Genomic DNA, 19,755 nt, shown 5'->3' on the forward strand with positions numbered 1-19,755 from the left:
ACCTAACGCCTCAATCCACTTCACATTATAACGACCTTTTAACAGTGCATCACAAGTATGAATAATATTCAGCAACACCAAGCACATCAAAATACCATGCATCAGTTATTTGCCAATCCCGTCCGCCTCCTCGCCCCCATGGAAGGTTTGACCGATCCTTTAATGCGCCAAATTTTAACGCAAATTGCAGCAGACTTAGGTCGTCCCTATGATTGGTCAGTCAGTGAATTTATTCGTATCACCCAGCATGTCTTGCCAGCCCATGTGTTTTATAAATACGCACCAGAGTTACATCACAATGCCAAAACGGCTTCTGGCACGCCCATTCATGTGCAGCTTTTGGGTAGCGACGCGCAGCTGATGGCAGAAAACGCTGCTTATGCTTGCGAGCTTGGCGCGCCTGCGATTGATATCAACTTTGGCTGTCCTGCCAAGACAGTTAATAGCCATCGCGGCGGCTCGGTGCTACTTGATGAACCCGAAACCATGTATCAGATTATCAGCGCGGTACGTAAAGCGGTACCCGCGCATATTCCTGTGTCTGCCAAGATTCGCTTGGGCTATACCGACACCTCACGGATGGATGACATTCGCGGCGCAATTGCTGCAAGTGGCGCGGATTGGTTGACCATCCATGCACGCACCAAAACCCAAGGTTATAAGCCGCCTGCTTATTGGGACAAAATCCAAAGTTTTAATGCACTTGATATTCCTGTGATTGCCAATGGCGAGATATGGAGCGCAGCGCAAGCAAATGACTGTATGACTCAGGCAGGCACGTCACATCTCATGTTAGGTCGCGGCGCAGTCACACGACCTGATTTGGTTGCGCAAGTCGATAACCATACTGAAAATCATGATGACAGCGGAAAAAACACGGCAACCTTGCTATGGCAAGATTTGATCGCCCATCAAGTTAAGTTTTTGGAAGGCGCAGCAAAGAACGATGTGGTATTGGTTGGGCGTTATAAACAGTGGCTGGGTATGCTCACCAAAGGCTATGCTGAGGCACAAACAGTGTGGGAAAGTATCAAGCGAGAGAAAAACAAAGCGGTGATTATCAATGCACTACAAGCAAGCGTACAATAATAATCACCTGATCATATGTGGTCTACTTAGTAAATATAGACGGGTAACGCTATACACTCACTCGTATTGCCAGATAAAACAGCATCAGACAACATGCCATGGATAGCACCCAGAGAATAGAGCGAAACGTCGATAAGTTGGTGATATAAGCGGTGCAATAACCAATCCGAATGATCACATATAGCCAAGCCAATACGTTGATAATCGATTGTGGTACAAAGAACAGCATAGCCACCAGCACTGCCGCCAAAAACACTGGCAGAGTTTCATAGCTATTTTGCTGCGCAGCATTGGCACGTGCCGCCATTCCAGTTGTGTGCTGAAAAAAATCGCGAGGATGTGCATTATTTATGACCCTAAAGCCGCCAGATACTTTTGCAATTATTGATACAGCCCAAGGCAATAAGCTCGCTACCACCATCGCCAAAATGGCAGACGCAACTTTATCAGAAACCAAGTCAAAAAATGCACTGATCATTATATAAGTCCTTAGCCTGCAATCACTTCGAAATCATGGGTAATATTGACCCCACCTGCGACCAGCATGCGACTGGCTGAGCAGTATTTTTCTGCGGATAAATGAATGGCCTTTTCGACCTGTTTGTCTTTAATGTCTTGACCAGTGACCACAAAATGCAGATGAATATCGGTATAAACAGCTGGTACAGTTTCGGCGCGCTTGGCGGTCAGCTCACAGCGTACATCCGTGACATCTTGACGCGACTTTTGGAGGATTGACACCACATCGTAGCTGGCACAACCACCCAGCCCTAGTAAGACTAGCTCCATTGGGCTTGAGCCTTTTTCTTTGTCCGCATCGATTTGTACATTGTGCCCTGACGGTGACACGCCCATGAACGCTTTGTTCTCTTGCCATGTGACGCTTGCTTTTGATTCTGACATTGTAAATGTTCCTTACTGTAATTGGCATAAGCCTATTTTTATTGTTTGAAATATATGCAGCTTGGCTAGTGTAGCATAAGCCAAAGCAAGATTTTATAAAGCCATTGTTTGGCTATGGTGTCGTGAGAAAACAATTTCTTGGTTTTACTCTCTTCTTCAATAAATGATTTGAGCACTATGAAGCTATCGTTACTCGCATCGATATTTATCAAATTTTTATTTGAAAAACCTACAAAAGTCTGTTTATAAATAATTGATTTTAAAAGGTAAAACTCGTGAAACATTTTATAGCAAAATACTGTTACACATTCTGCTTGTTTCTTGGTTTAATAACGGTAATGAATCTTGTTTTTAGCTGATATTGATAACCATCACCTTATAATAATTATGATTGCTATCGCAGTATCAGATGAAAACAGGCTATTTTTAAACAAATTAAAAAGGTTTAGTCATGATAGATGCAGACGGCTTTCGCGCCAATGTCGGCATCATCTTGGCAAATACACAAGGGCAGGTTCTGTGGGCAAAACGTATTGGTCACAACGCTTGGCAATTTCCGCAGGGTGGTATCGACCGCGGGGAGACGCCGATGGATGCAATGTATCGCGAGCTCTGGGAAGAGGTCGGTTTACACCCGCGTCATGTGGAGCTACTGGCAGTCACTCAAGACTGGCTGCGCTATCGTCTGCCAAAACGTTACGTACGCCATGGCCAGCACCCCTTATGTATTGGGCAAAAACAAAAATGGTTTTTGCTACGCTTAGATGAGCCAAATACCCAACATATCCGCTTTGATGAAGGGAAACCTGAATTTGACCATTGGCAATGGGTCAGCTACTGGTATCCACTCGGACAAGTGATTCACTTCAAACGAGGCGTGTATCGTCGCGCCCTACAAGAGCTGGTACGTGAGCTACCCTTAAAGCAAGAGCTGATCTTGCCTGAGCAAAGCAATCATTTGATCCAGTCTTAATCAGTAAAACGTACTTTTATTGTTTGTCATATTACAAAAAGCCTGTATCCAGTGATGCAGGCTTTTTTGTGTGAATGTTTTTAATAATGATGTATAGGTTCTCGTGAAATCAGTAGAAGTTATCACTGACATTGAATAATAAGTTTTTACTCACTAGCCACTGAATGCGGATACTCTCGACTGACAATGTGAGCGGTGATCTCTGAGCCTTTTCCCTTCTCTTGCCTCAAAGTTAAAATGCTTTGTGTCCGTGTTCCATAAGTAGGCTTGCTGGTGTCAGTATTGCCAAAGCTCACAGGCTCAATATAAACAGAGGATAGGGTCTGCTCAAGCTCAGTGCTCATCCCGGTATCTGGCAACTGATCATCCGGTGCCTTGGTATTATCTGACAACACATTGAATGCAGCTGCTTGCCAGTAGCTAGCCGCGCTGTCCTCGGCAATTAGCGGTAGCACTTCTTGGCGCAAACGTCCACGCAACCGCTCGGTCTTAAACCAGCTATCCTCTGGCTGACCGTTTGAAATCACATGCAATCCTGTATGCAGTGGCGTAGGTGCATGACCACGATTATTAACAATGACTGCTTGCCTAGCGTCACCAATAATCAGATTGAAACCCGCATAAGCTTGTAATTCAATCTGCCGTGCAAACGCCATCGGACTGAGCGTACCGGTCAAAAAACGCGTGACCAATTCACCACGAGAACGCTCATTAATACCTGCCTGCACGCCATCACGAAAGTTCAATACGGCGGCCCAGCGTCCATTTTGTTCATAATATTCCGAACTTTGCGTTTGTAACGCTTGCTGATGGATACCCAACCACGTACCGCCACTTTGCTTATCACGCCCTGCATAGATATCCTGATCGGCCCATTGGTGCAGAGGCTCCGTCGGACGCTGCAAAAACTCATCGCGATTGGACAAGAGTACTAATGGCAGCTCGTCAAATAACTGCCAAGCAATGGCGACAATACACATAATATTCCTTTGATAAACGTTTATGGGGCGCGAGATTTTTGGTAAAAATAAACATCATCGCTTAAAACTGATTTGCTGAGTAAGTATCATTTATCGATCACCAGTCAATATCTTATTGGCAGGGTAACTGATTTGGGAGGTTGAGCGTATCACCTGTGACTGTTTACTCGGCACGTTGAACTCCCACGCTACCATACCTTGATTGTCATTCCAATTGCGCTCGGTGACAGGCGGCGTGTGGGTGACGGCGACTTTGAGACTGTCATCACGGCTGATAGGCTCGCTCCCCAACACTTTTAGGCGCACAGTGCGGTTATGCTGATTGGTAAATTCATAGGCCTTAGTCGTTGTTAGAGTTTGTGTGCGGTTGAGCACGCCTTTTTCCCCTTGCTTGTCTTCATTGGTCAGCGCTTTGACCATCATGCTAGGATCACGACCAAAACCAATCCCCTGCTCTTTTAGCATTTGATAGTTATAGCGCGATTGTCCAACATAATTGTCATCACGGTACAGCTGTAGTGAGCCATCTACCCACTCTGGCGTCAGGAACGGCGCTGATGCGTACCAATAGGCGGCCGTCTCAACGCTCGGGGTACTACGAACCCACAGCTTACTGCTGCCAGACTGCTCGCCAATGACAGTACGCACTCGCCTGCCACCACTGGGTATCGTCACTCGCTGCGGCAAGCGATATTCAATAATACCGTTTTTATTTTGGCTACTGACCGTAAAGTTCGGCAGTGGTGCCATATTTGGTGCTCTAGAATCGTCGCTATCACCCTCTCTTCCAGACACCAATACAACAGGTAAGCTCTCTTCCATAGGCGTTACACGATGCACTTTTTGGTTTTCTTCATAAAGTGATAGGCGCGGTACATGAGGCAGTCGTCCTGTCGCGCGCTGGTTGGGATTGGCTGTACTGAGAGTGACAGGAACGTTGGTCCAATTCTCGCCCGTTTGTTGGGCGATAATCGCAGAAGCGATGATATTTAGCTGCTCGCTATTGGTATTGAGACGCGCCTGATAGGTGGGCTCCCACCCTGCGCCTTGTACTTGATAGTGCAATTTAATGCTACTTGGCGCGCGACTGGCAGTGCGTACACTCACTTGGGTCACATTACTCGCCGTTGACGTGACACTGCTTGCCATCATCTGATTTAGTGTATCTTGGGCGCTTGCTTGTCGCCGCTCCATCTCAATAATACTTTGGTTAATACGGGTCGCCTGCGCCTCTATATCGCGTGCGTTGCTAGCGATAGTCCCTTCGGTATTGACTTGCGTGGCCTCAGTCAAATTTTGCAAATAGGCTTTTGCTAAGCGCGCCGCTTCTAATTGCGCATTAATACTAGCTAAAGTATTTTGCTGTGTTTGTACCTCGGCATCACCTTGATATTGGCACTGGATTGCTTGCTCTCCTGTTAACTCTTCAATACTGATTTCACCAATATTGACATTACCCACCGCCTGCACGCTGAGACTGTCTTTATCCATATAAGGTGATAGGCACGAAAATACCACGGTTTGCTCACCATTTCCTGTGATAGGCAATGAGCGTGTCACACTTGCCAGCCCTTGATAGACAGTCACTTGCTCGATACTACTCGTTGCCGCTTGGGCGACGGGTAAGCCTAATACCGTGCTGCCCCCAAGCACAAGTGGCAAAACCATAAGGCGCGATCGTTGCGAGCGCCGTGATGAGGTGCGAGCATGAGCCGTTAGGCCAGACCACTGTGTTAGGTATGCGTTCATATATCTTTCCTTGGGGGTGTGATTAATCATGGCGTCAGCGTAATCTGTTCATGAGATACGTATGTGAAATAATGTCTATTCTATAGGCATTACCGTAGCCGTTTTGCAGATTTTTAGCAATAAGCGCTTTTCGCAACCTCTGTACTTACATAAGCTCTTCTCTATGGCGTGACTTTGTTTTTACATTGCACCAATTTTTTATCTCCTTCCCCGTTATGGTGCGCTCTATTAACAATCGTGCACTAAATTAACGAAAATCATAGAAAATATTTTTTTATTGCTCAAATATTATACGATTATTGGCATTTTTGACTTGGCACGGAACTTGAACTCTTAATAACTGTTCAGGAGCCATACTTTATCTTTTGTGTCTATTTAGGAGATGTCCATGTTTTCGTTACCCACTTTAGCCAATCCTCAGTTTGTTGACGCTCACCTACACGGCAAAATCAAATCACGTTTTTCATTATTAGCGATTGCCGTCGTTGGTAGCCTGAGTCTAGCTGGCTGTCAAAAGCCTGCCGAAACTGCGACATCGACAGAGACAACGACTGAAACCACAACAGAGACAACGACCACTCCTGCCGCTGATGGCGACACGATCAAAGTAGGCATCTTGCACTCGCTATCTGGCACCATGGCCATCTCTGAGACCTCGCTAAAAGATACCGCACTGATGACCATTGACGAAATCAATGCCAATGGCGGTGTGCTTGGTAAGCAATTAGAGCCTGTCGTTGTTGACCCTGCCTCTGACTGGCCGTTGTTTGCTGAAAAAGCGCGTCAGCTGCTCACTCAAGACAAAGTCGACGTGATTTTTGGTGGTTGGACCTCGGTCTCGCGCAAGTCTGTCTTGCCCGTGGTTGAAGAGCTCAACGGCTTGATGTTTTATCCCGTTCAGTATGAAGGACAAGAGCAATCAGAAAACATCTTTTATACTGGCGCGGCGCCCAACCAGCAGGCCATTCCAGCAGTTGAGTATTTGATGAGCGAAGAAGGCGGCGGTGCAGAGCGCTTTGTATTATTGGGTACCGATTACGTCTATCCACGAACCACCAACCAGATTCTAAAGGCATTTTTGAAATCAAAAGGCGTGGCTGATGAAGACATCATGGAAGAGTACACGCCATTTGGTTTTAGCAACTATCAAACCATCGTCTCGAATATTAAAAAATTCTCAACGGGCAAAAAGACGGCGGTGATCTCTACCATCAATGGCGACTCAAACGTGCCATTCTATCGTGAGCTTGCCAACCAAGGCATCAAAGCCTCGGATATTCCCGTCATGGCATTCTCAGTTGGCGAAGAAGAGCTGCGCGGTATCGATACCAGCTTGCTACAAGGACACTTGGCGGCATGGAATTACTTTATGTCGATCAAAAACCCCGTCAATAACGATTTTACCAAACGCTATAAGCAGTACGCCTTGGACAAAAACCTACCGAATGCCGATAAGGTTGTGACCAACGATCCTATGGAAGCCACTTATGTGGGTATCAATATGTGGAAACAGGCAGTGGAAGATGCTGGTACCACCGATGTTGATAAAGTACGTATTAGCATGGCTGGACAGACATTCGATGCGCCCTCTGGCTACACTCTCAAGATGGATGAAGAAAACCATCACTTATGGAAGCCTGTCATGATTGGTCAAATTCGCGCCGATGGTCAGTTTGATACGATTTTTAAAACGCCAGAGGTCATCCGAGCGCAGCCATGGAGCGAGTATATCCCGAAATAAATGGCTCCCTCAATAAATAGGTGCTGAAAAGCGCATGGTGGTAGCAAGTATGAATAGTCGACCAATAGACTATATCAATGAACGAGCCACCGCCTACTCGCTATCTTGAAGTTCAGCACTTATTCTCAAAATTTTAAGTACCTCCAAACCTTATCACGGCTTCTATGACTTACTGCGTTAAGTAATAGAGGACAAGGATTTGTTGTCTGTAAAAACAGGGAGCCGCACATGCAGCACCATACTTTACGCCCATTGTTGGGGCAGATATTATCCAAAAGCAACAATGATCAGCAAGCATTAGCAAAGACATACGCGTCTAGTATCTCAATGGTTGTGCCGCGACGGCTGCTGGTATTAATCGCCTTACTGTTAGCGGCCTTCACCACCATCGTTCATGCAGATGACGGTGCTCAATCGGCAAATATCGCCACTGTGACCTCAGAGTCGATGACCGATGGTAGTGACACGCTGCGCACCAATAATGAGCAGTCATTGACTACCCCGACACAGCCTACGACGGCAGTATCAGGCGATGCTATTCAACAATTTGTGGCGGGCGATTTTAGTCAGCGCCAAGCCATGCTAAGTGCTTGGCCAGGATCGGTTGAGAGTTTGGACAATCTAGTCGAGTTGATTGCTAATGATGAGCTGTATCAAGGCAACCGTGGGCAAACGTATTTGCTCAATGCAGAGGATCAGCTCTTCACATATCCCGACAAAACCGAAACGTCTGATTGGCCAAGCGATTTGTCCCAAGTCACCTTGACCAATACCTTACGCTCGGCGCTTATCTTTGGACAGGCCAAGGTAAAGCTCGAATCTGACAAGCCAGCACAGCGCTTGCAGGCTGTGGAGATTTTGGCAGATAACATTGACCAAGTCGATCCAGCCATTATCACAGCCGCTGCCGCAAATGAGGACAATGCCAACGTTCAAAAAGCACTAACGGCGTTACAGGCTCGTATTGATTTCAAAAATGGCGATTTACCCACTCAGATTGAGGCTGTGAACCTACTCGCTGATAGCGATAATCCGCAGGTATTGGTTGATCTTGAATCTGCCCTTGCATCTGACAACTTGGATCCGACGCTTGAGGCGGCGCTCAGTGATGCCAGAGATAGCGTGGCACGCCGTATTGAGATAAGCACATGGACAGGTCATATTTTCACTGGCATGAGTACCGCCAGCATTTTATTGCTCGCGGCACTTGGCCTTGCGATTACTTTTGGTTTGCTTGGCGTGATTAATATGGCGCATGGTGAGCTGATTATGATTGGCGCGTATACCACTTATGTGGTGCAAAACTTATTTCAAGCTTATCTGCCAGATATGGTTGGCTGGTATTTGCTTGCGGCGGTTCCCGCTGCATTTTTGGTCAGTGCCATCATCGGTATGATTATTGAGCGCATTGTGATTCGTCCGCTATATGGTCGTGAACTAGAGACCCTATTGGCAACCTTTGGTGTGAGTCTAATCTTAATGCAATTGGTGCGGATGATTTTTGGCGCGCAAAACGTTGAAGTCAGCAATGTGGCGTGGCTCAGCGGTGCCTATCAAGTGTCATCAAGTTTGGTACTGCCTTACAACCGTATTGCCATCATCGTGTTTACCGTCATTGTCGTGGCGCTACTGGTGTACTTGCTCAATAAGACTCGCTTCGGATTATTTATACGCGCCGTCACTCAAAACCGTCAAATGGCACGTGCCGTTGGTATCCCTTCTGCGCGCATCGATATGATGGCATTTGGTTTGGGCTCTGGACTGGCTGGCATGGCTGGTTGCGCGCTTGCTCAAGTGGGCAACGTGGGTCCTGATCTGGGTCAGACGTATATTATCGATACCTTTTTGGTCGTCGTCGTTGGCGGGGTCGGACAAGTATGGGGCGCGGTTTTGGCCGCCTTGGGATTGGGTGTCAGTGGCACGGTGCTTGAGATTGGCATTGGCGCGGTTTTGGCCAAGATTGTGTTGTTGGTTCTTGTGATTCTGTTCATTCAGAAGCGGCCACAAGGTTTATTTGCCCTCAAAGGCCGCTTTGTCGAATAAGGAGACTCTTATGATACTGACCAAATTACTGTCTGATACAAGGCGTAGCGCCATTTTAATCGGTTTGTGCTTTGCCGTGCTATTGATACTCCCTTGGCTACACTTAATGCCAGAGACGTCACCCTTTCACCTATCCGCCTACTGGATTACCCTGATTGGCAAAATCATGGCATTGGCAATGGTGGCCTTGGCACTAGATCTGGTCTGGGGCTACGCTGGTATTTTGAGCTTGGGGCATGGTTTATATTTTGCACTGGGTGGTTATGCGTTTGGCATGTACTTAACGCGTGAGACTGCTGGCGATGGCCTGCCTGATTTTATGCGCTTTTTGAGCTGGACTGAGATGCCATGGTATTGGGCCGGCACGCAGCATTTTTGGTGGGCGATGGCATTGGTGGTTTTGGTGCCAGGTGTGATTGCCTTTATCTTTGGTTTTTTTGCTTTCCGCTCAAAAATCAAAGGTGTTTATTTTTCTATCATCACTCAGGCCATGGTCTATGCCGCCGCCCTGCTATTCTTCCGTAACGAAACAGGATTTGGTGGCAATAACGGCTTCACGGGCTTTACTACCCTCTTAGGTTATGACATTACTGCTGCCTCAACCCGTTCTATGCTGTGTTTTGTTACCGCCTTGGCATTACTCCTCTCTTACATGGGTCTGCGTTATTTAATGAACCAGCCTTATGGACGCGTATTGGGTGCGATTCGCGATAGCGAAAACCGCTTACAGTATTTAGGCTATCGCACGCTGTGGTACAAGCTCTCCGCTTGGGTATTGTCCGCCGTCATTGCTGGTATCGCAGGTGCGCTCTATGTGCCGCAAGTCGGTATTATCAATCCAAGTGAGATGAACCCTGTGAACTCAATCGAGATGGCCGTTTGGGTAGCCACTGGTGGTCGAGGCAGCTTGGTAGGTGCGATTTTGGGAACAGGTGTGGTGAATGCAGTAAAAACCTATTTTACGGTTGCCTATCCTGAGTTTTGGCTATTGATATTGGGCGGGCTGTTCGTTGTAGTCACCTTATTTTTGCCCAATGGCATCATGGGCTTGTTCGATCGCTTCAAAAAGGAGAAACAGTAATGCTAACTGATAAATCAACACCATCTGAGCAGTCAATCCATGAGTATGGGCGTACTCATGGTGGTACGGGTCGCAGCCACCCAAAGCCAGCAGGCGTCGATTTTAGCCATGGCATTGCGCTATATCTAGAAGAGGTGAGCGTTTGGTTTGACTCGTTTCGCGCACTCAACAATCTGTCGCTCTATATTGAGGAAGGCGAGCTACGCTGTATCATCGGCCCCAATGGTGCGGGTAAAACCACCCTGATGGATGTCATCACTGGTAAAACCCGCCCTACCGAAGGCAGTGTGTTTTTTGGTCAAACGCATAATCTTGCCAGCCTATCTACCGAAGAAATCGCTGAAGCGGGTATCGGGCGTAAGTTTCAAAAACCCACCGTGTTCGAAAATTTTACGGTAATGGATAATTTGCTACTTGCTGCGCCAAAAGACAAGCGCGTGGTCAAAAGCTTATTCAACAAACTCGATGCCGATACGCGCGATACCCTCAATTCGACCCTTGAGCAAATCCGCTTGACGGACAAAATCAATAAGCCAGCAGGCTTACTCTCTCATGGTCAAAAGCAATGGCTAGAGATCGGTATGCTGTTGATGCAAAGCCCCAAGCTCATTCTGCTCGATGAGCCTGTGGCTGGTATGACGGACGCCGAAACTGAGCATACTGCCGAGCTGTGCCTGCGCCTCAAACAGAACCATACCTTAGTGGTGGTCGAGCATGACATGACTTTTATTGATGCGATTAGTGAAAAAGTCACGGTATTGGCACAAGGGGCGATATTGGCCGAAGGTACCTTGGCGGAAGTGCAAGCCAATGAAGCGGTGATTGAGTCCTATCTGGGTCGATAGTTGGACAATGATTCAATACATCATTAGCCCATAAACCGCGAAACTATGCAAATACCAAGCTATACAAATGCCAAGCTATGCAAATGCGAAACCCTGCAAATATTAAAAATCATTGAAAGATTAGGAGACCGTCATGTTACAAGTCAATGGTATCAATCAATATTACGGCGGCAGTCATATTTTACGAGATGTCTCGTTTACAGCGCCTGTAGGCGCGTGCAGTGTGGTACTTGGACGTAATGGCGTGGGCAAAACCACCTTACTCAAATGCCTGATGGGGATATTACCGATCAAATCAGGACAAATTTTGCTCAATGACCAAGACATCAGCAAACTCTCCCCCGAGCAGCGCGTGCGAGCAGGTTTGGCTTATGTGCCGCAAGGACGTGATATCTTTTCGACACTAACGGTAGAAGAAAATATCTTAATTGGTATGGCAAAGTTTTCACGCGCTAAAGCCAAGCAAGTACCCAAGCATTTATATGATATTTTCCCAGTGCTTGATGAGATGAAACATCGCCGCGGTGGTGATTTGTCTGGCGGTCAGCAGCAGCAGCTTGCCATTGCTCGTGCGCTCGCCTCCGAGCCGACTGTCCTTATTTTGGATGAGCCAACCGAAGGTATTCAGCCGTCTATTATTAAAGATATCGGCCGTGTGCTTCGCGACTTGGCTGACAAAGGGGACATGGCGATTGTACTGGTTGAGCAGTTTTATGAGTTTGCCGAAGAGCTTGCTGACAATTACACCGTGCTCTCGCGTGGCAAGGTCATCTCTCAAGGTGCAGGCGATACGATGGTCGACAACAAGGTACAAGATTTGGTCGCCATTTGATGACTCTTTCTCATACTTAGATAGTCATGCTCGCTCTTTGCCACTGATAATTGTGTCTCTATCTTACGCTGTGCATCATAAGAAACTCTTTATGATCGGTCTAAACCGCTCGCATCACGCCTATAACCCATATCTGCGGCAGTGTATTCATCATATCTCATTACTACCTACCCAAAAACAGGGCATCAAATCAATGCCCTAAATCATCAATACCGCGTGCTTGCCTTGATAGCAATTGTGTATGACCAGCGCTTGAAATTTGCTATTATAGTCAGCACTTTATTATCGATATTATGACACTCTTATGATGATTCATCCTCAGTACGATCCTGTCGCCTTGGCACTTGGGCCCGTCCAAGTCCACTGGTATGGCCTCATGTATTTATTGGCGTTTGCTGCCGCTTACGGTCTGGCATGGTATCGCAGCACCAAGCGTGAGGGCTGGACAACAGATATGGTCTCAGATCTTGTGTTCTTTGGCGCACTGGGTGTCATCTTAGGTGGCCGTGTCGGTTACGTGTTGTTTTATCAATTTGGCGAGTTGCTACAAAACCCAGCCTACCTCTTCAAGGTTTGGGAAGGCGGCATGTCATTCCATGGTGGCCTGATTGGTGTCATGCTGGGGATGCTGTACTTTGCTCGCAAATATAAAAAGACTCCGTTTCAAGTGCTCGATTTTATCGTGCCTTGCGTCCCGACAGGCTTGTTATTTGGTCGCATCGGTAACTATATCAATGGCGAGTTATGGGGCCGTGTCTCTGATGGTGGCTATAACTGGCTCACCTACTTTCCCCAAGCGGCTGGCTTTGATATGCAGCAGCTACAAGCCAATCCTGCGCTACAAGAGGTGATGACCGAGGTCAATGGTCAGTATTTATTGCCTCGTCATCCGTCACAGCTGTATGAAGCCTTTGCCGAAGGTCTGCTGTTATTTTTATTCCTTTGGTGGTACTCATCAAAACCTCGTCCGCGCATGGCAGTGACTGGTGTCTTTATGCTCGGCTATGGCTTGAGCCGCTTTATCATTGAGTTCTTCCGTCAGCCAGACGTTGACCAAGGGTTTATTTTGTTAGGTTGGGTGACCAAAGGGCAAATATTGAGCACGCCGATGATTATTATTGGTCTGTTTTTAATCGGTTACGCTTACAAGCGTGGCATCTACGATTGGGGTAAGCATGCCGCTTATTAAGGTGTCAAGCAATGATTGAACCCATAGAACATTATGCTGTGTTAACACGATACATGCCTTTTATTAAGCTAGTTTCTATGTTGGAAGAAGGCTTCTTTATTCCTAAAGCGAATCTTTTCAGTGACAAATGGGAAGGCGGTTTACACTTATTTAATGGTAAAGAAGATCCGTTTTTAACCAAAGAAGAACTTAAAACTGCCAAAGATTGGATTTACGTAAGTTGCTGGTATGCAAATGAACCAGAGACACACGCCATGTGGAACTCTTACGGAAACTCAGATAACGCTGTAGCAATACAGACAACACAATATGATTTCAAAGCCGCTTATCATGGCTCAAAAATAGATCCAATGTGTTCTTATGTTGGTAAAGTTAAATATCATATGCCAGCGAGCGCCCCAGAGCTTTATGACAATCAAAGTATTCGACCTTGGCTTGGAAACAATAATAATGATTCGAAAGATCCAAAAACTACGTATCCTCGTTTCTATTTATTTCACAAGCATCATGCTTTTTCTTTTGAAAAAGAAGCAAGATTTTTATTGATTGACAATGATGCTACAGTGGCAAAAAGCAATGACAAGCTTGGCATTCATCTTTCGGCTAAGCATAGTAGAGAAATGATTAAGAAAATTATATTACATCCTAACTGTTCGGACTGGTTCGAAAATACCATTCGTAAGCTTGTTAAAGACACATACAAACTAGATATTCCAATTTACAAATCATCGTTAGTTGGTCATAAAAGCCTATCTAACTGAACGTTAAAACCTTTTAAATATTATTGAAGTTAAAAAATATGATGAATAGCAACAACGAGCAAGCGTATCTTGATTTGCTGCGCCACGTCTTAGACAACGGTACTGAAAAAGGCGATCGCACGGGTACGGGTACGCTGAGTCATTTTGGCGCGCAGCTGCGTTTTGACTTAGTGGCAGGTTTTCCATTATTGACGACCAAAAAAGTCCACTTTAAGTCCATTGCTTATGAGCTACTATGGTTTTTGAGTGGCAGCACCCATGTTCAATATTTGCAGGACCATGGCGTGCGTATCTGGAATGAGTGGGCGACAGCGGAGCAAACCGCACGTTTCAATCGTCCTGAAGGTGAGCTGGGCCCTGTCTACGGTCATCAATGGCGTAACTATGGTGCAAGTAAAGACGCGGACGGCAGCTACAACGATGATGGTGTCGATCAAATCGCACAGGTCGTTGAGCAAATCAAGACCAACCCCAACTCGCGCCGCTTGATTGTTTCTGGCTGGAATCCAGGAGAGGCAGAGCAAGTGGCACTACCCCCGTGTCATACACTGTTTCAGTTTTTTGTGGCGGATGGTAAGCTCTCTTGCCAGCTGTATCAACGTTCGGCTGATCTTTTCCTAGGTGTGCCCTTTAACATTGCCAGTTATGCGTTATTGACGCATATGGTCGCGCAGGTTTGCGGCCTAGAAGTTGGTGAATTTGTTTGGACAGGTGGTGATTGCCACATTTACCAAAACCACCGCGAGCAGGCTGAGCTACAACTGACACGTTCGCTATATACACCGCCAACATTGACCCTAAACCCAGAGGTGAAAGATATTTTTGCCTTTAAATACGACGATATTAGCGTCAATAACTATGAGTCTCATCCGACCATCAAAGCCAAAGTTGCCGTTTAAAATACGTCTCATGCACGACAATAAATAAGACGGTGAGTTAAAATACAGACGTTTAAAAATATAATAGAAAGGACCCATTATGAGCTATGCCCACACTGAAGTTGCCCAAATCGCCGCCATAAGTAGCAATCGCTGTATCGGTAAAAACAACGAGCTGCCGTGGCATATCTCACAAGACCTGCAGCACTTCAAAAAAATGACCACACGTGACTCGCAAAATACGGCCTCTAGTAGCGATATTCAGGGCATCGTCATTATGGGTCGCAAGACGTTTGAATCCATGGGTAGCAAGCCTTTACCAAAGCGTGTGTGCTTTATCATCTCTACTCAAATGGACTATGCAGAACAGCAAGGACTGGTCGGACATGAATACGCGCATGTGGTGCATAATTTAGATGATGCCCTTACTCATGCCGCAAGTTTGGCACATGGGCTACATCTGGAGACGATCTGGGTGATTGGCGGTGAGCGCGTCTTTAGCGAAGCACTGATGTATACCGACCGCATTGAGCTGACCCACGTAGATACTGATATTACGGATGGCGATGCGTTCTATCCTGAGCTACCAGATCGCTTCAAAGTAGCAGAAGAATCTGAGCAAATGCACGATGAAAAAAGTAATTTGAGCTTCAAATTTACGACCTATAAAGTAGAAAAGACTGACCAATAGTATTTGATTGACTCAAAAAAAAGGTCAGCTTCAGATATGTATATTTATCAAAGCTGACCCTTTTTTATTTACTATCGTTTTAGCGTTACAAATCTACTCGTGTAATACTTTATAAACCGTCTTTGCCAGTACAGGGCCAATCCCTTGTACACCTGCCAACTCTTGCTGTGACGCGCCAAGCAGTTGCTGCATACCACCAAAGTGATTGAGTAAATCGCGGCGGCGCTTTTCACCCAGACCTGGAATGACCTCAAGTACCGATGAGGAGCGGCGCTTATCGCGTTTTTTGCGGTGCGCGGTGATCGCAAAACGATGCGCCTCATCGCGAATATGCATCAGTAAATGTAATGCTTTGCTATCCATGGGCAAATCTAATGGCTCATGATCCAAAAAGTGCAAGACTTCAAGTCCCGCCTTACGCCCTTCCCCTTTGGCAACACCAATGAGCAAGGTATCACCAAGAATGCCCAATTCAACCAGCACTTCTTTCGCCATACTCAGCTGACCCTTACCACCATCGATAAGCAACAAATCAGGCAACGGCTGCTTTTTATACCGCCTTGTCAGCACTTGCTTCATGGCTGCATAGTCATCGCCGCCTTGGATATCATGAATGGCATATTGACGGTAATCACGCCTGCGCGCACCGCCTTGATCAAATACGACGCAGCTACCAATGGTCGCCTCGCCCATGGTATGCGAGATATCAAAACATTCAATGCGATCAATGGTGCGATCAGTCACCTCAGCCAGTACGTCTTTTAGTGCGCCAAAGCGTGCGTGCAATTCTAAATAATCACCAAGCTTAGTCTTTAGCGCATTACTGGTATTGAGTGTTGCCAAATCTAGCCACTCTGAGCGATGCTCACGCACATTGGTTTTGATGACTACTTTGCTGCCAAAATGCGTTGCTAGTGCTTCGCTTACCGCTACCTGATCAGGAATCTCATGACTCAATATAATCTCTGCTGGCAGATCGTCCGTCACCTGAAAATAAAACGAGGTAATAAAATCTGATAGGTTATCTGCTAGCGGCTCGCTACTGTCCACATCAGGGAAATAGTTTTTACCGCCTAACACGCGACCACCGCGCACGGTCAGCACGTTGACGCAAGTCATGCCCGCCTGACTGGCAATGGCAATCACATCTGCCTCACCTTGCACCGTATAGACAGCTTGCCTTGCCTGTACTTCGCGTAGCATCGACAATTGATCACGGTACAATACCGCCTTTTCAAAATCTAACGTTTCGGCAGCGCCTTCCATTTTCTCGATCAGCGTACTATGAATATCACTAGAGTCACCCTTCAAAAAGCGAATGGTGTTATTCACATCTTCTGCATACTCTTCCGGCGATACCAGTCCAACGCAGGGCGCGCGGCAACGCTTAATCTGATACTCCAGACAAGGGCGCTGGCGCTGCTTAAAAAAGGTGTTGGTACATTGGCGCATTTGAAACATTTTTTGCATCAACACCAGCGTTTCTTTTGCTGCATGGGCAGAGGGAAATGGGCCAAAGAAACGACCTTTTTGATGATTGCCTTTACCGCGTCCATACGCCAAACGTGGATAAGGCTTATCCGCTGAGATAAACACGTATAGATACGACTTATCATCACGTAGCAAGACGTTATAAGGCGGGCGATACTCTTTAATTAAGTTCTGCTCGAGCAACAACGCCTCGGTCTCACTACGCGTGATAATGGTCTCAATATTATGAATCCGTGCCACCAGTGCCCGCGTTTTTGGATGATCAATCGTTTTGGCAAAGTAACTATTCACACGGCTTTTTAGCGACTTGGCTTTACCAACGTATAAAATATCGCCGTTTTTGCCCAGCATCTTATATACCCCTGGCAAATTAGGCAAGTTCTTGATCAGATGCTTAAGACGGGCTTTTTTGTCATCGACAGGACTCGATTCTGAGACAGTAACCATAGAATGTATTGCTCTTAAAAATCTTAGTAATACTGCTAGTTATGGGGCAGGAATCGTGGTTTTGCAAGCTGATTATTGCTTCGATAGCACGCACAAAAAAGCCAGCTTTATGCTGGCTTCGTTTGTTCGGTTATATGCTAATTATCAATGGTCTAATGACGGAAGTTTGCCATTAATGCTGGAATACCTGGCAACATACCGACGATAGCCATCACGCCAGTCAGTACCACAAACATAATACCTGGTATGATCCATCGGCTCATTTTAGTCAAATTAGCACTGCGCTCTTTTGAGCCAATCAAGCCCAAATTATCAAGCAATAGCGTGAGTGACCAACCAAAGGCTGGGTTCACTAAGGCAGAAGCAAACACCACAATAGCAGCAGACTGCGTGGTTTTACCTTCGCGCGTCATCTCCATGCCAGCCTCTAAGAGTGGGATGAAAACCCCAACGATCAATGCCACACACATCACGGGTTGCCAGATGGCCAAATCCATTGGATAGCCCCAAACACCTGCGATAATACAGAACAAGGCCGTCAATAGCGCACCAGCAGGAATCGGACGCCTAGCAATCGCCGCAGGGACAATGTAGGTGCCCCAAGATGACGCAAAGTTGGCACCGCCTAGCACAGAGCCCACTACCTGACGAAATGAAGCGCTGGTCATCGTGTCATCGATGTCCATGAGCACTTTTTCAGTACGCTTAGGGTAGCTGATTTTTTGGAATACCTGATGACCCAAGAAATCTGGTGACCACATAGCAACTGCCAAGATAGCAAACGGCAATACCACAATGAAGCTTTCAATCGTCGGTAGCCCTAACATCCAACCTGTATTCTCACCCCACCAATACATTGGGTTCATATGCGGTAGACCTGGTGCCGTTTTGAACGCAAAAGGTGCGCCTAGTGTAAAAGCAAGACCGCCACCTAACACGCAACTGAGCGGAACCGCAAGCCAGCGTTTTTGCCAATGCTCAAGCAATGCATATAGCAGGATAGTCGCTAGAATAATAAAGAAAGCAATGTGCGACATGCCAATCCCTTCTGCCCAAGCAAAAAGGTTCTTAACCTGTGACGTCGTACCGATAAACCCTAAGTAAATTAAGAGGCCACCGCATACGCCTTTACTGGTTAAATTGGCCAGTAAGCTTCCTCCTTTACTAATAGCAAGCAGCAGGCCAAAAGCCCCAATGAGTAGGCCAAAAGCCATTGGATGCCCACCTGCAGCAACGACAATGGGAATCAATGGAATAAGTGGCCCATGAGTACCAGCGAGGTTGGCTGTCGGTAGCAGAAATCCAGAAAATAAGATAATAAAGAACGAGACAATCAACAGCTCATAACGAACGTTTTCTAAAACAAACGCATCACCTAAGCCGAGTGGTCCTGCAAAGGTTGCTGCAATAGCGCCCACCATGACCACTTTACCGATGGTCGCTGCCATCGCTGGGATAGTATCTTCATACTCAAAACGATAATCACGAAATGGTAAATTGGGACGCCAGCGTTTTGGCTGCATGATTTGCAATTCGTGGTTAAGATAGGCATCTCGACTGTCGAAGCTTGAGCTTGGCTTATGCAAATCTATATAACTGCCTTGCAGTTCGCTGTCTTGATTGGCTGGGTTTGGTCGCGGCGTATTAGACCCTGAAGATGAGGCCTGAATGTTACTCATCACATTTCCTTGTGTCGATTAGGTTTTGATTGAATACTTTTTTGGTTTGGCGTTAGCTAAATGACCAATCGGTCATGATAAGCGGAAAACCATTGTATGTTAAGGCATAAGGAAATGCGAATTTAAGGTGAATTAACAAGACTACATATATCGTTATAAAAATAAATTAAAGTTTTCATTGGATACAATAATAAACTTAATAAGAAACTATTGGGAATAGACAGCGCTAATTTGGACATAAAATTAAATTAAAGGCCAATTTTCTTAAGAATAACTGACATCTGAACATTTTTTATCATATAACTAAATACTAAAGATAGTTATATTAAATATTGCTTTGCGATAACTATGAAGACTATGCTTAGTTACGCTTTAAAACTAGC

The 19,755-nt window shown here is 46.2% G+C and carries 17 protein-coding genes; 11 read left to right on the top strand and 6 right to left on the bottom strand.

All coding sequences use genetic code 11. From position 1 onward, the window contains the following. The first annotated feature begins 57 nt into the window (after positions 1–57). The gene (locus B3V51_RS01645) at positions 58–1,089 is read left to right on the top strand and encodes a tRNA dihydrouridine synthase (RefSeq protein WP_212564096.1); all 1,032 of its coding nucleotides are present in this window, start codon (positions 58–60) and stop codon (positions 1,087–1,089) included. A gap of 49 nt (positions 1,090–1,138) precedes the next feature. On the opposite strand, the gene B3V51_RS01650 is transcribed toward B3V51_RS01645, so the two are convergent. Both B3V51_RS01650 and B3V51_RS01655 read right to left on the bottom strand, forming a co-directional pair. Beyond that, entirely contained in the window at positions 1,139–1,567 is a 429-nt protein-coding gene (locus B3V51_RS01650) for an MAPEG family protein (protein ID WP_379542902.1), read from the bottom strand. 11 nt (positions 1,568–1,578) lie between these two features. Further along, on the bottom strand, positions 1,579–1,992 hold the full coding sequence (locus tag B3V51_RS01655) for an OsmC family protein (protein WP_058023529.1): 414 nt from the start codon (positions 1,990–1,992) through the stop codon (positions 1,579–1,581). A 451-nt stretch (positions 1,993–2,443) separates the two neighbouring features. Between B3V51_RS01655 and B3V51_RS01660 the strand changes: the two genes are divergently transcribed. Then, positions 2,444–2,965: an RNA pyrophosphohydrolase gene (locus B3V51_RS01660; RefSeq protein WP_212564095.1), complete on the top strand. Its 522-nt coding sequence runs from the start codon at positions 2,444–2,446 to the stop codon at positions 2,963–2,965. Positions 2,966–3,111: 146 nt separating this feature from the next. On the opposite strand, the gene B3V51_RS01665 is transcribed toward B3V51_RS01660, so the two are convergent. Together B3V51_RS01665 and B3V51_RS01670 are read right to left on the bottom strand one after the other, a co-directional pair. Continuing rightward, positions 3,112–3,945, bottom strand: a complete 834-nt coding sequence (locus tag B3V51_RS01665) for an NRDE family protein (protein ID WP_212564094.1) — start codon at positions 3,943–3,945, stop codon at positions 3,112–3,114. A gap of 90 nt (positions 3,946–4,035) precedes the next feature. Then, entirely contained in the window at positions 4,036–5,694 is a 1,659-nt protein-coding gene (locus B3V51_RS01670) for a DUF4139 domain-containing protein (protein ID WP_286707854.1), read from the bottom strand. Positions 5,695–6,082: 388 nt separating this feature from the next. Between B3V51_RS01670 and urtA the strand changes: the two genes are divergently transcribed. From urtA to B3V51_RS01715, 9 genes are all read left to right on the top strand, one after another. Further along, positions 6,083–7,435: an urea ABC transporter substrate-binding protein gene (urtA, locus tag B3V51_RS01675; protein ID WP_286707855.1), complete on the top strand. Its 1,353-nt coding sequence runs from the start codon at positions 6,083–6,085 to the stop codon at positions 7,433–7,435. A 447-nt stretch (positions 7,436–7,882) separates the two neighbouring features. Further along, the gene (gene urtB, locus B3V51_RS01680) at positions 7,883–9,478 is read left to right on the top strand and encodes an urea ABC transporter permease subunit UrtB (protein WP_156771011.1); all 1,596 of its coding nucleotides are present in this window, start codon (positions 7,883–7,885) and stop codon (positions 9,476–9,478) included. A 10-nt stretch (positions 9,479–9,488) separates the two neighbouring features. Further along, positions 9,489–10,559 (top strand): urea ABC transporter permease subunit UrtC, encoded by a 1,071-nt coding sequence (urtC, locus tag B3V51_RS01685; protein ID WP_071002819.1) that lies wholly within the window; start codon positions 9,489–9,491, stop codon positions 10,557–10,559. A gap of 35 nt (positions 10,560–10,594) precedes the next feature. Further along, on the top strand, positions 10,595–11,404 hold the full coding sequence (urtD, locus tag B3V51_RS01690) for an urea ABC transporter ATP-binding protein UrtD (protein ID WP_071003742.1): 810 nt from the start codon (positions 10,595–10,597) through the stop codon (positions 11,402–11,404). Between the two features lie 133 nt (positions 11,405–11,537). Then, positions 11,538–12,236, top strand: coding sequence for an urea ABC transporter ATP-binding subunit UrtE (urtE, locus tag B3V51_RS01695; RefSeq protein ID WP_071002818.1), 699 nt, complete (start codon positions 11,538–11,540; stop codon positions 12,234–12,236). A gap of 304 nt (positions 12,237–12,540) precedes the next feature. Then, a complete protein-coding gene (lgt, locus tag B3V51_RS01700; RefSeq protein WP_071002817.1) occupies positions 12,541–13,425 on the top strand; it encodes a prolipoprotein diacylglyceryl transferase in 885 nt (294 codons plus the stop codon). Between the two features lie 11 nt (positions 13,426–13,436). Further along, positions 13,437–14,186 (top strand): DUF2971 domain-containing protein, encoded by a 750-nt coding sequence (locus tag B3V51_RS01705; RefSeq protein WP_071002816.1) that lies wholly within the window; start codon positions 13,437–13,439, stop codon positions 14,184–14,186. 38 nt (positions 14,187–14,224) lie between these two features. After that, a complete protein-coding gene (locus B3V51_RS01710; protein WP_286707856.1) occupies positions 14,225–15,085 on the top strand; it encodes a thymidylate synthase in 861 nt (286 codons plus the stop codon). Positions 15,086–15,164: 79 nt separating this feature from the next. Continuing rightward, a complete protein-coding gene (locus B3V51_RS01715; protein WP_093070169.1) occupies positions 15,165–15,755 on the top strand; it encodes a dihydrofolate reductase in 591 nt (196 codons plus the stop codon). Positions 15,756–15,848: 93 nt separating this feature from the next. Here B3V51_RS01715 and uvrC read toward each other — a convergent pair whose 3' ends face one another. Then, on the bottom strand, positions 15,849–17,693 hold the full coding sequence (gene uvrC, locus B3V51_RS01720) for an excinuclease ABC subunit UvrC (RefSeq protein WP_286707857.1): 1,845 nt from the start codon (positions 17,691–17,693) through the stop codon (positions 15,849–15,851). Between the two features lie 152 nt (positions 17,694–17,845). Further along, positions 17,846–19,372 carry a DUF3360 family protein gene (locus B3V51_RS01725; protein ID WP_075106447.1) on the bottom strand — a complete coding sequence of 509 codons (1,527 nt, stop codon included), beginning with the start codon at positions 19,370–19,372 and terminating at the stop codon, positions 17,846–17,848. Between the last annotated feature and the right edge of the window lie 383 nt (positions 19,373–19,755).

The organism is Psychrobacter sp. UBA2514 (assembly GCF_002341255.1).
GTDB classification, from domain to species: Bacteria; Pseudomonadota; Gammaproteobacteria; order Pseudomonadales; family Moraxellaceae; genus Psychrobacter; species Psychrobacter pacificensis.

Bases quoted from the DNA above. Each gene is read 5' to 3' on its own strand.
- B3V51_RS01710 (WP_286707856.1), top strand. From the start codon at position 14,225: ATGATGAATAGCAACAACGAGCAAGCGTATCTTGATTTGCTGCGCCAC.
- B3V51_RS01670 (WP_286707854.1), bottom strand. From the start codon at position 5,694: ATGAACGCATACCTAACACAGTGGTCTGGCCTAACGGCTCATGCTCGC.
- B3V51_RS01645 (WP_212564096.1), top strand. From the start codon at position 58: ATGAATAATATTCAGCAACACCAAGCACATCAAAATACCATGCATCAG.
- B3V51_RS01715 (WP_093070169.1), top strand. From the start codon at position 15,165: ATGAGCTATGCCCACACTGAAGTTGCCCAAATCGCCGCCATAAGTAGC.
- B3V51_RS01650 (WP_379542902.1), bottom strand. From the start codon at position 1,567: ATGATCAGTGCATTTTTTGACTTGGTTTCTGATAAAGTTGCGTCTGCC.
- urtE (WP_071002818.1), top strand. From the start codon at position 11,538: ATGTTACAAGTCAATGGTATCAATCAATATTACGGCGGCAGTCATATT.
- B3V51_RS01660 (WP_212564095.1), top strand. From the start codon at position 2,444: ATGATAGATGCAGACGGCTTTCGCGCCAATGTCGGCATCATCTTGGCA.
- B3V51_RS01665 (WP_212564094.1), bottom strand. From the start codon at position 3,945: ATGTGTATTGTCGCCATTGCTTGGCAGTTATTTGACGAGCTGCCATTA.
- B3V51_RS01655 (WP_058023529.1), bottom strand. From the start codon at position 1,992: ATGTCAGAATCAAAAGCAAGCGTCACATGGCAAGAGAACAAAGCGTTC.
- lgt (WP_071002817.1), top strand. From the start codon at position 12,541: ATGATGATTCATCCTCAGTACGATCCTGTCGCCTTGGCACTTGGGCCC.
- urtA (WP_286707855.1), top strand. From the start codon at position 6,083: ATGTTTTCGTTACCCACTTTAGCCAATCCTCAGTTTGTTGACGCTCAC.
- urtC (WP_071002819.1), top strand. From the start codon at position 9,489: ATGATACTGACCAAATTACTGTCTGATACAAGGCGTAGCGCCATTTTA.
- urtB (WP_156771011.1), top strand. From the start codon at position 7,883: ATGACCGATGGTAGTGACACGCTGCGCACCAATAATGAGCAGTCATTG.
- B3V51_RS01725 (WP_075106447.1), bottom strand. From the start codon at position 19,372: ATGAGTAACATTCAGGCCTCATCTTCAGGGTCTAATACGCCGCGACCA.
- B3V51_RS01705 (WP_071002816.1), top strand. From the start codon at position 13,437: ATGATTGAACCCATAGAACATTATGCTGTGTTAACACGATACATGCCT.
- uvrC (WP_286707857.1), bottom strand. From the start codon at position 17,693: ATGGTTACTGTCTCAGAATCGAGTCCTGTCGATGACAAAAAAGCCCGT.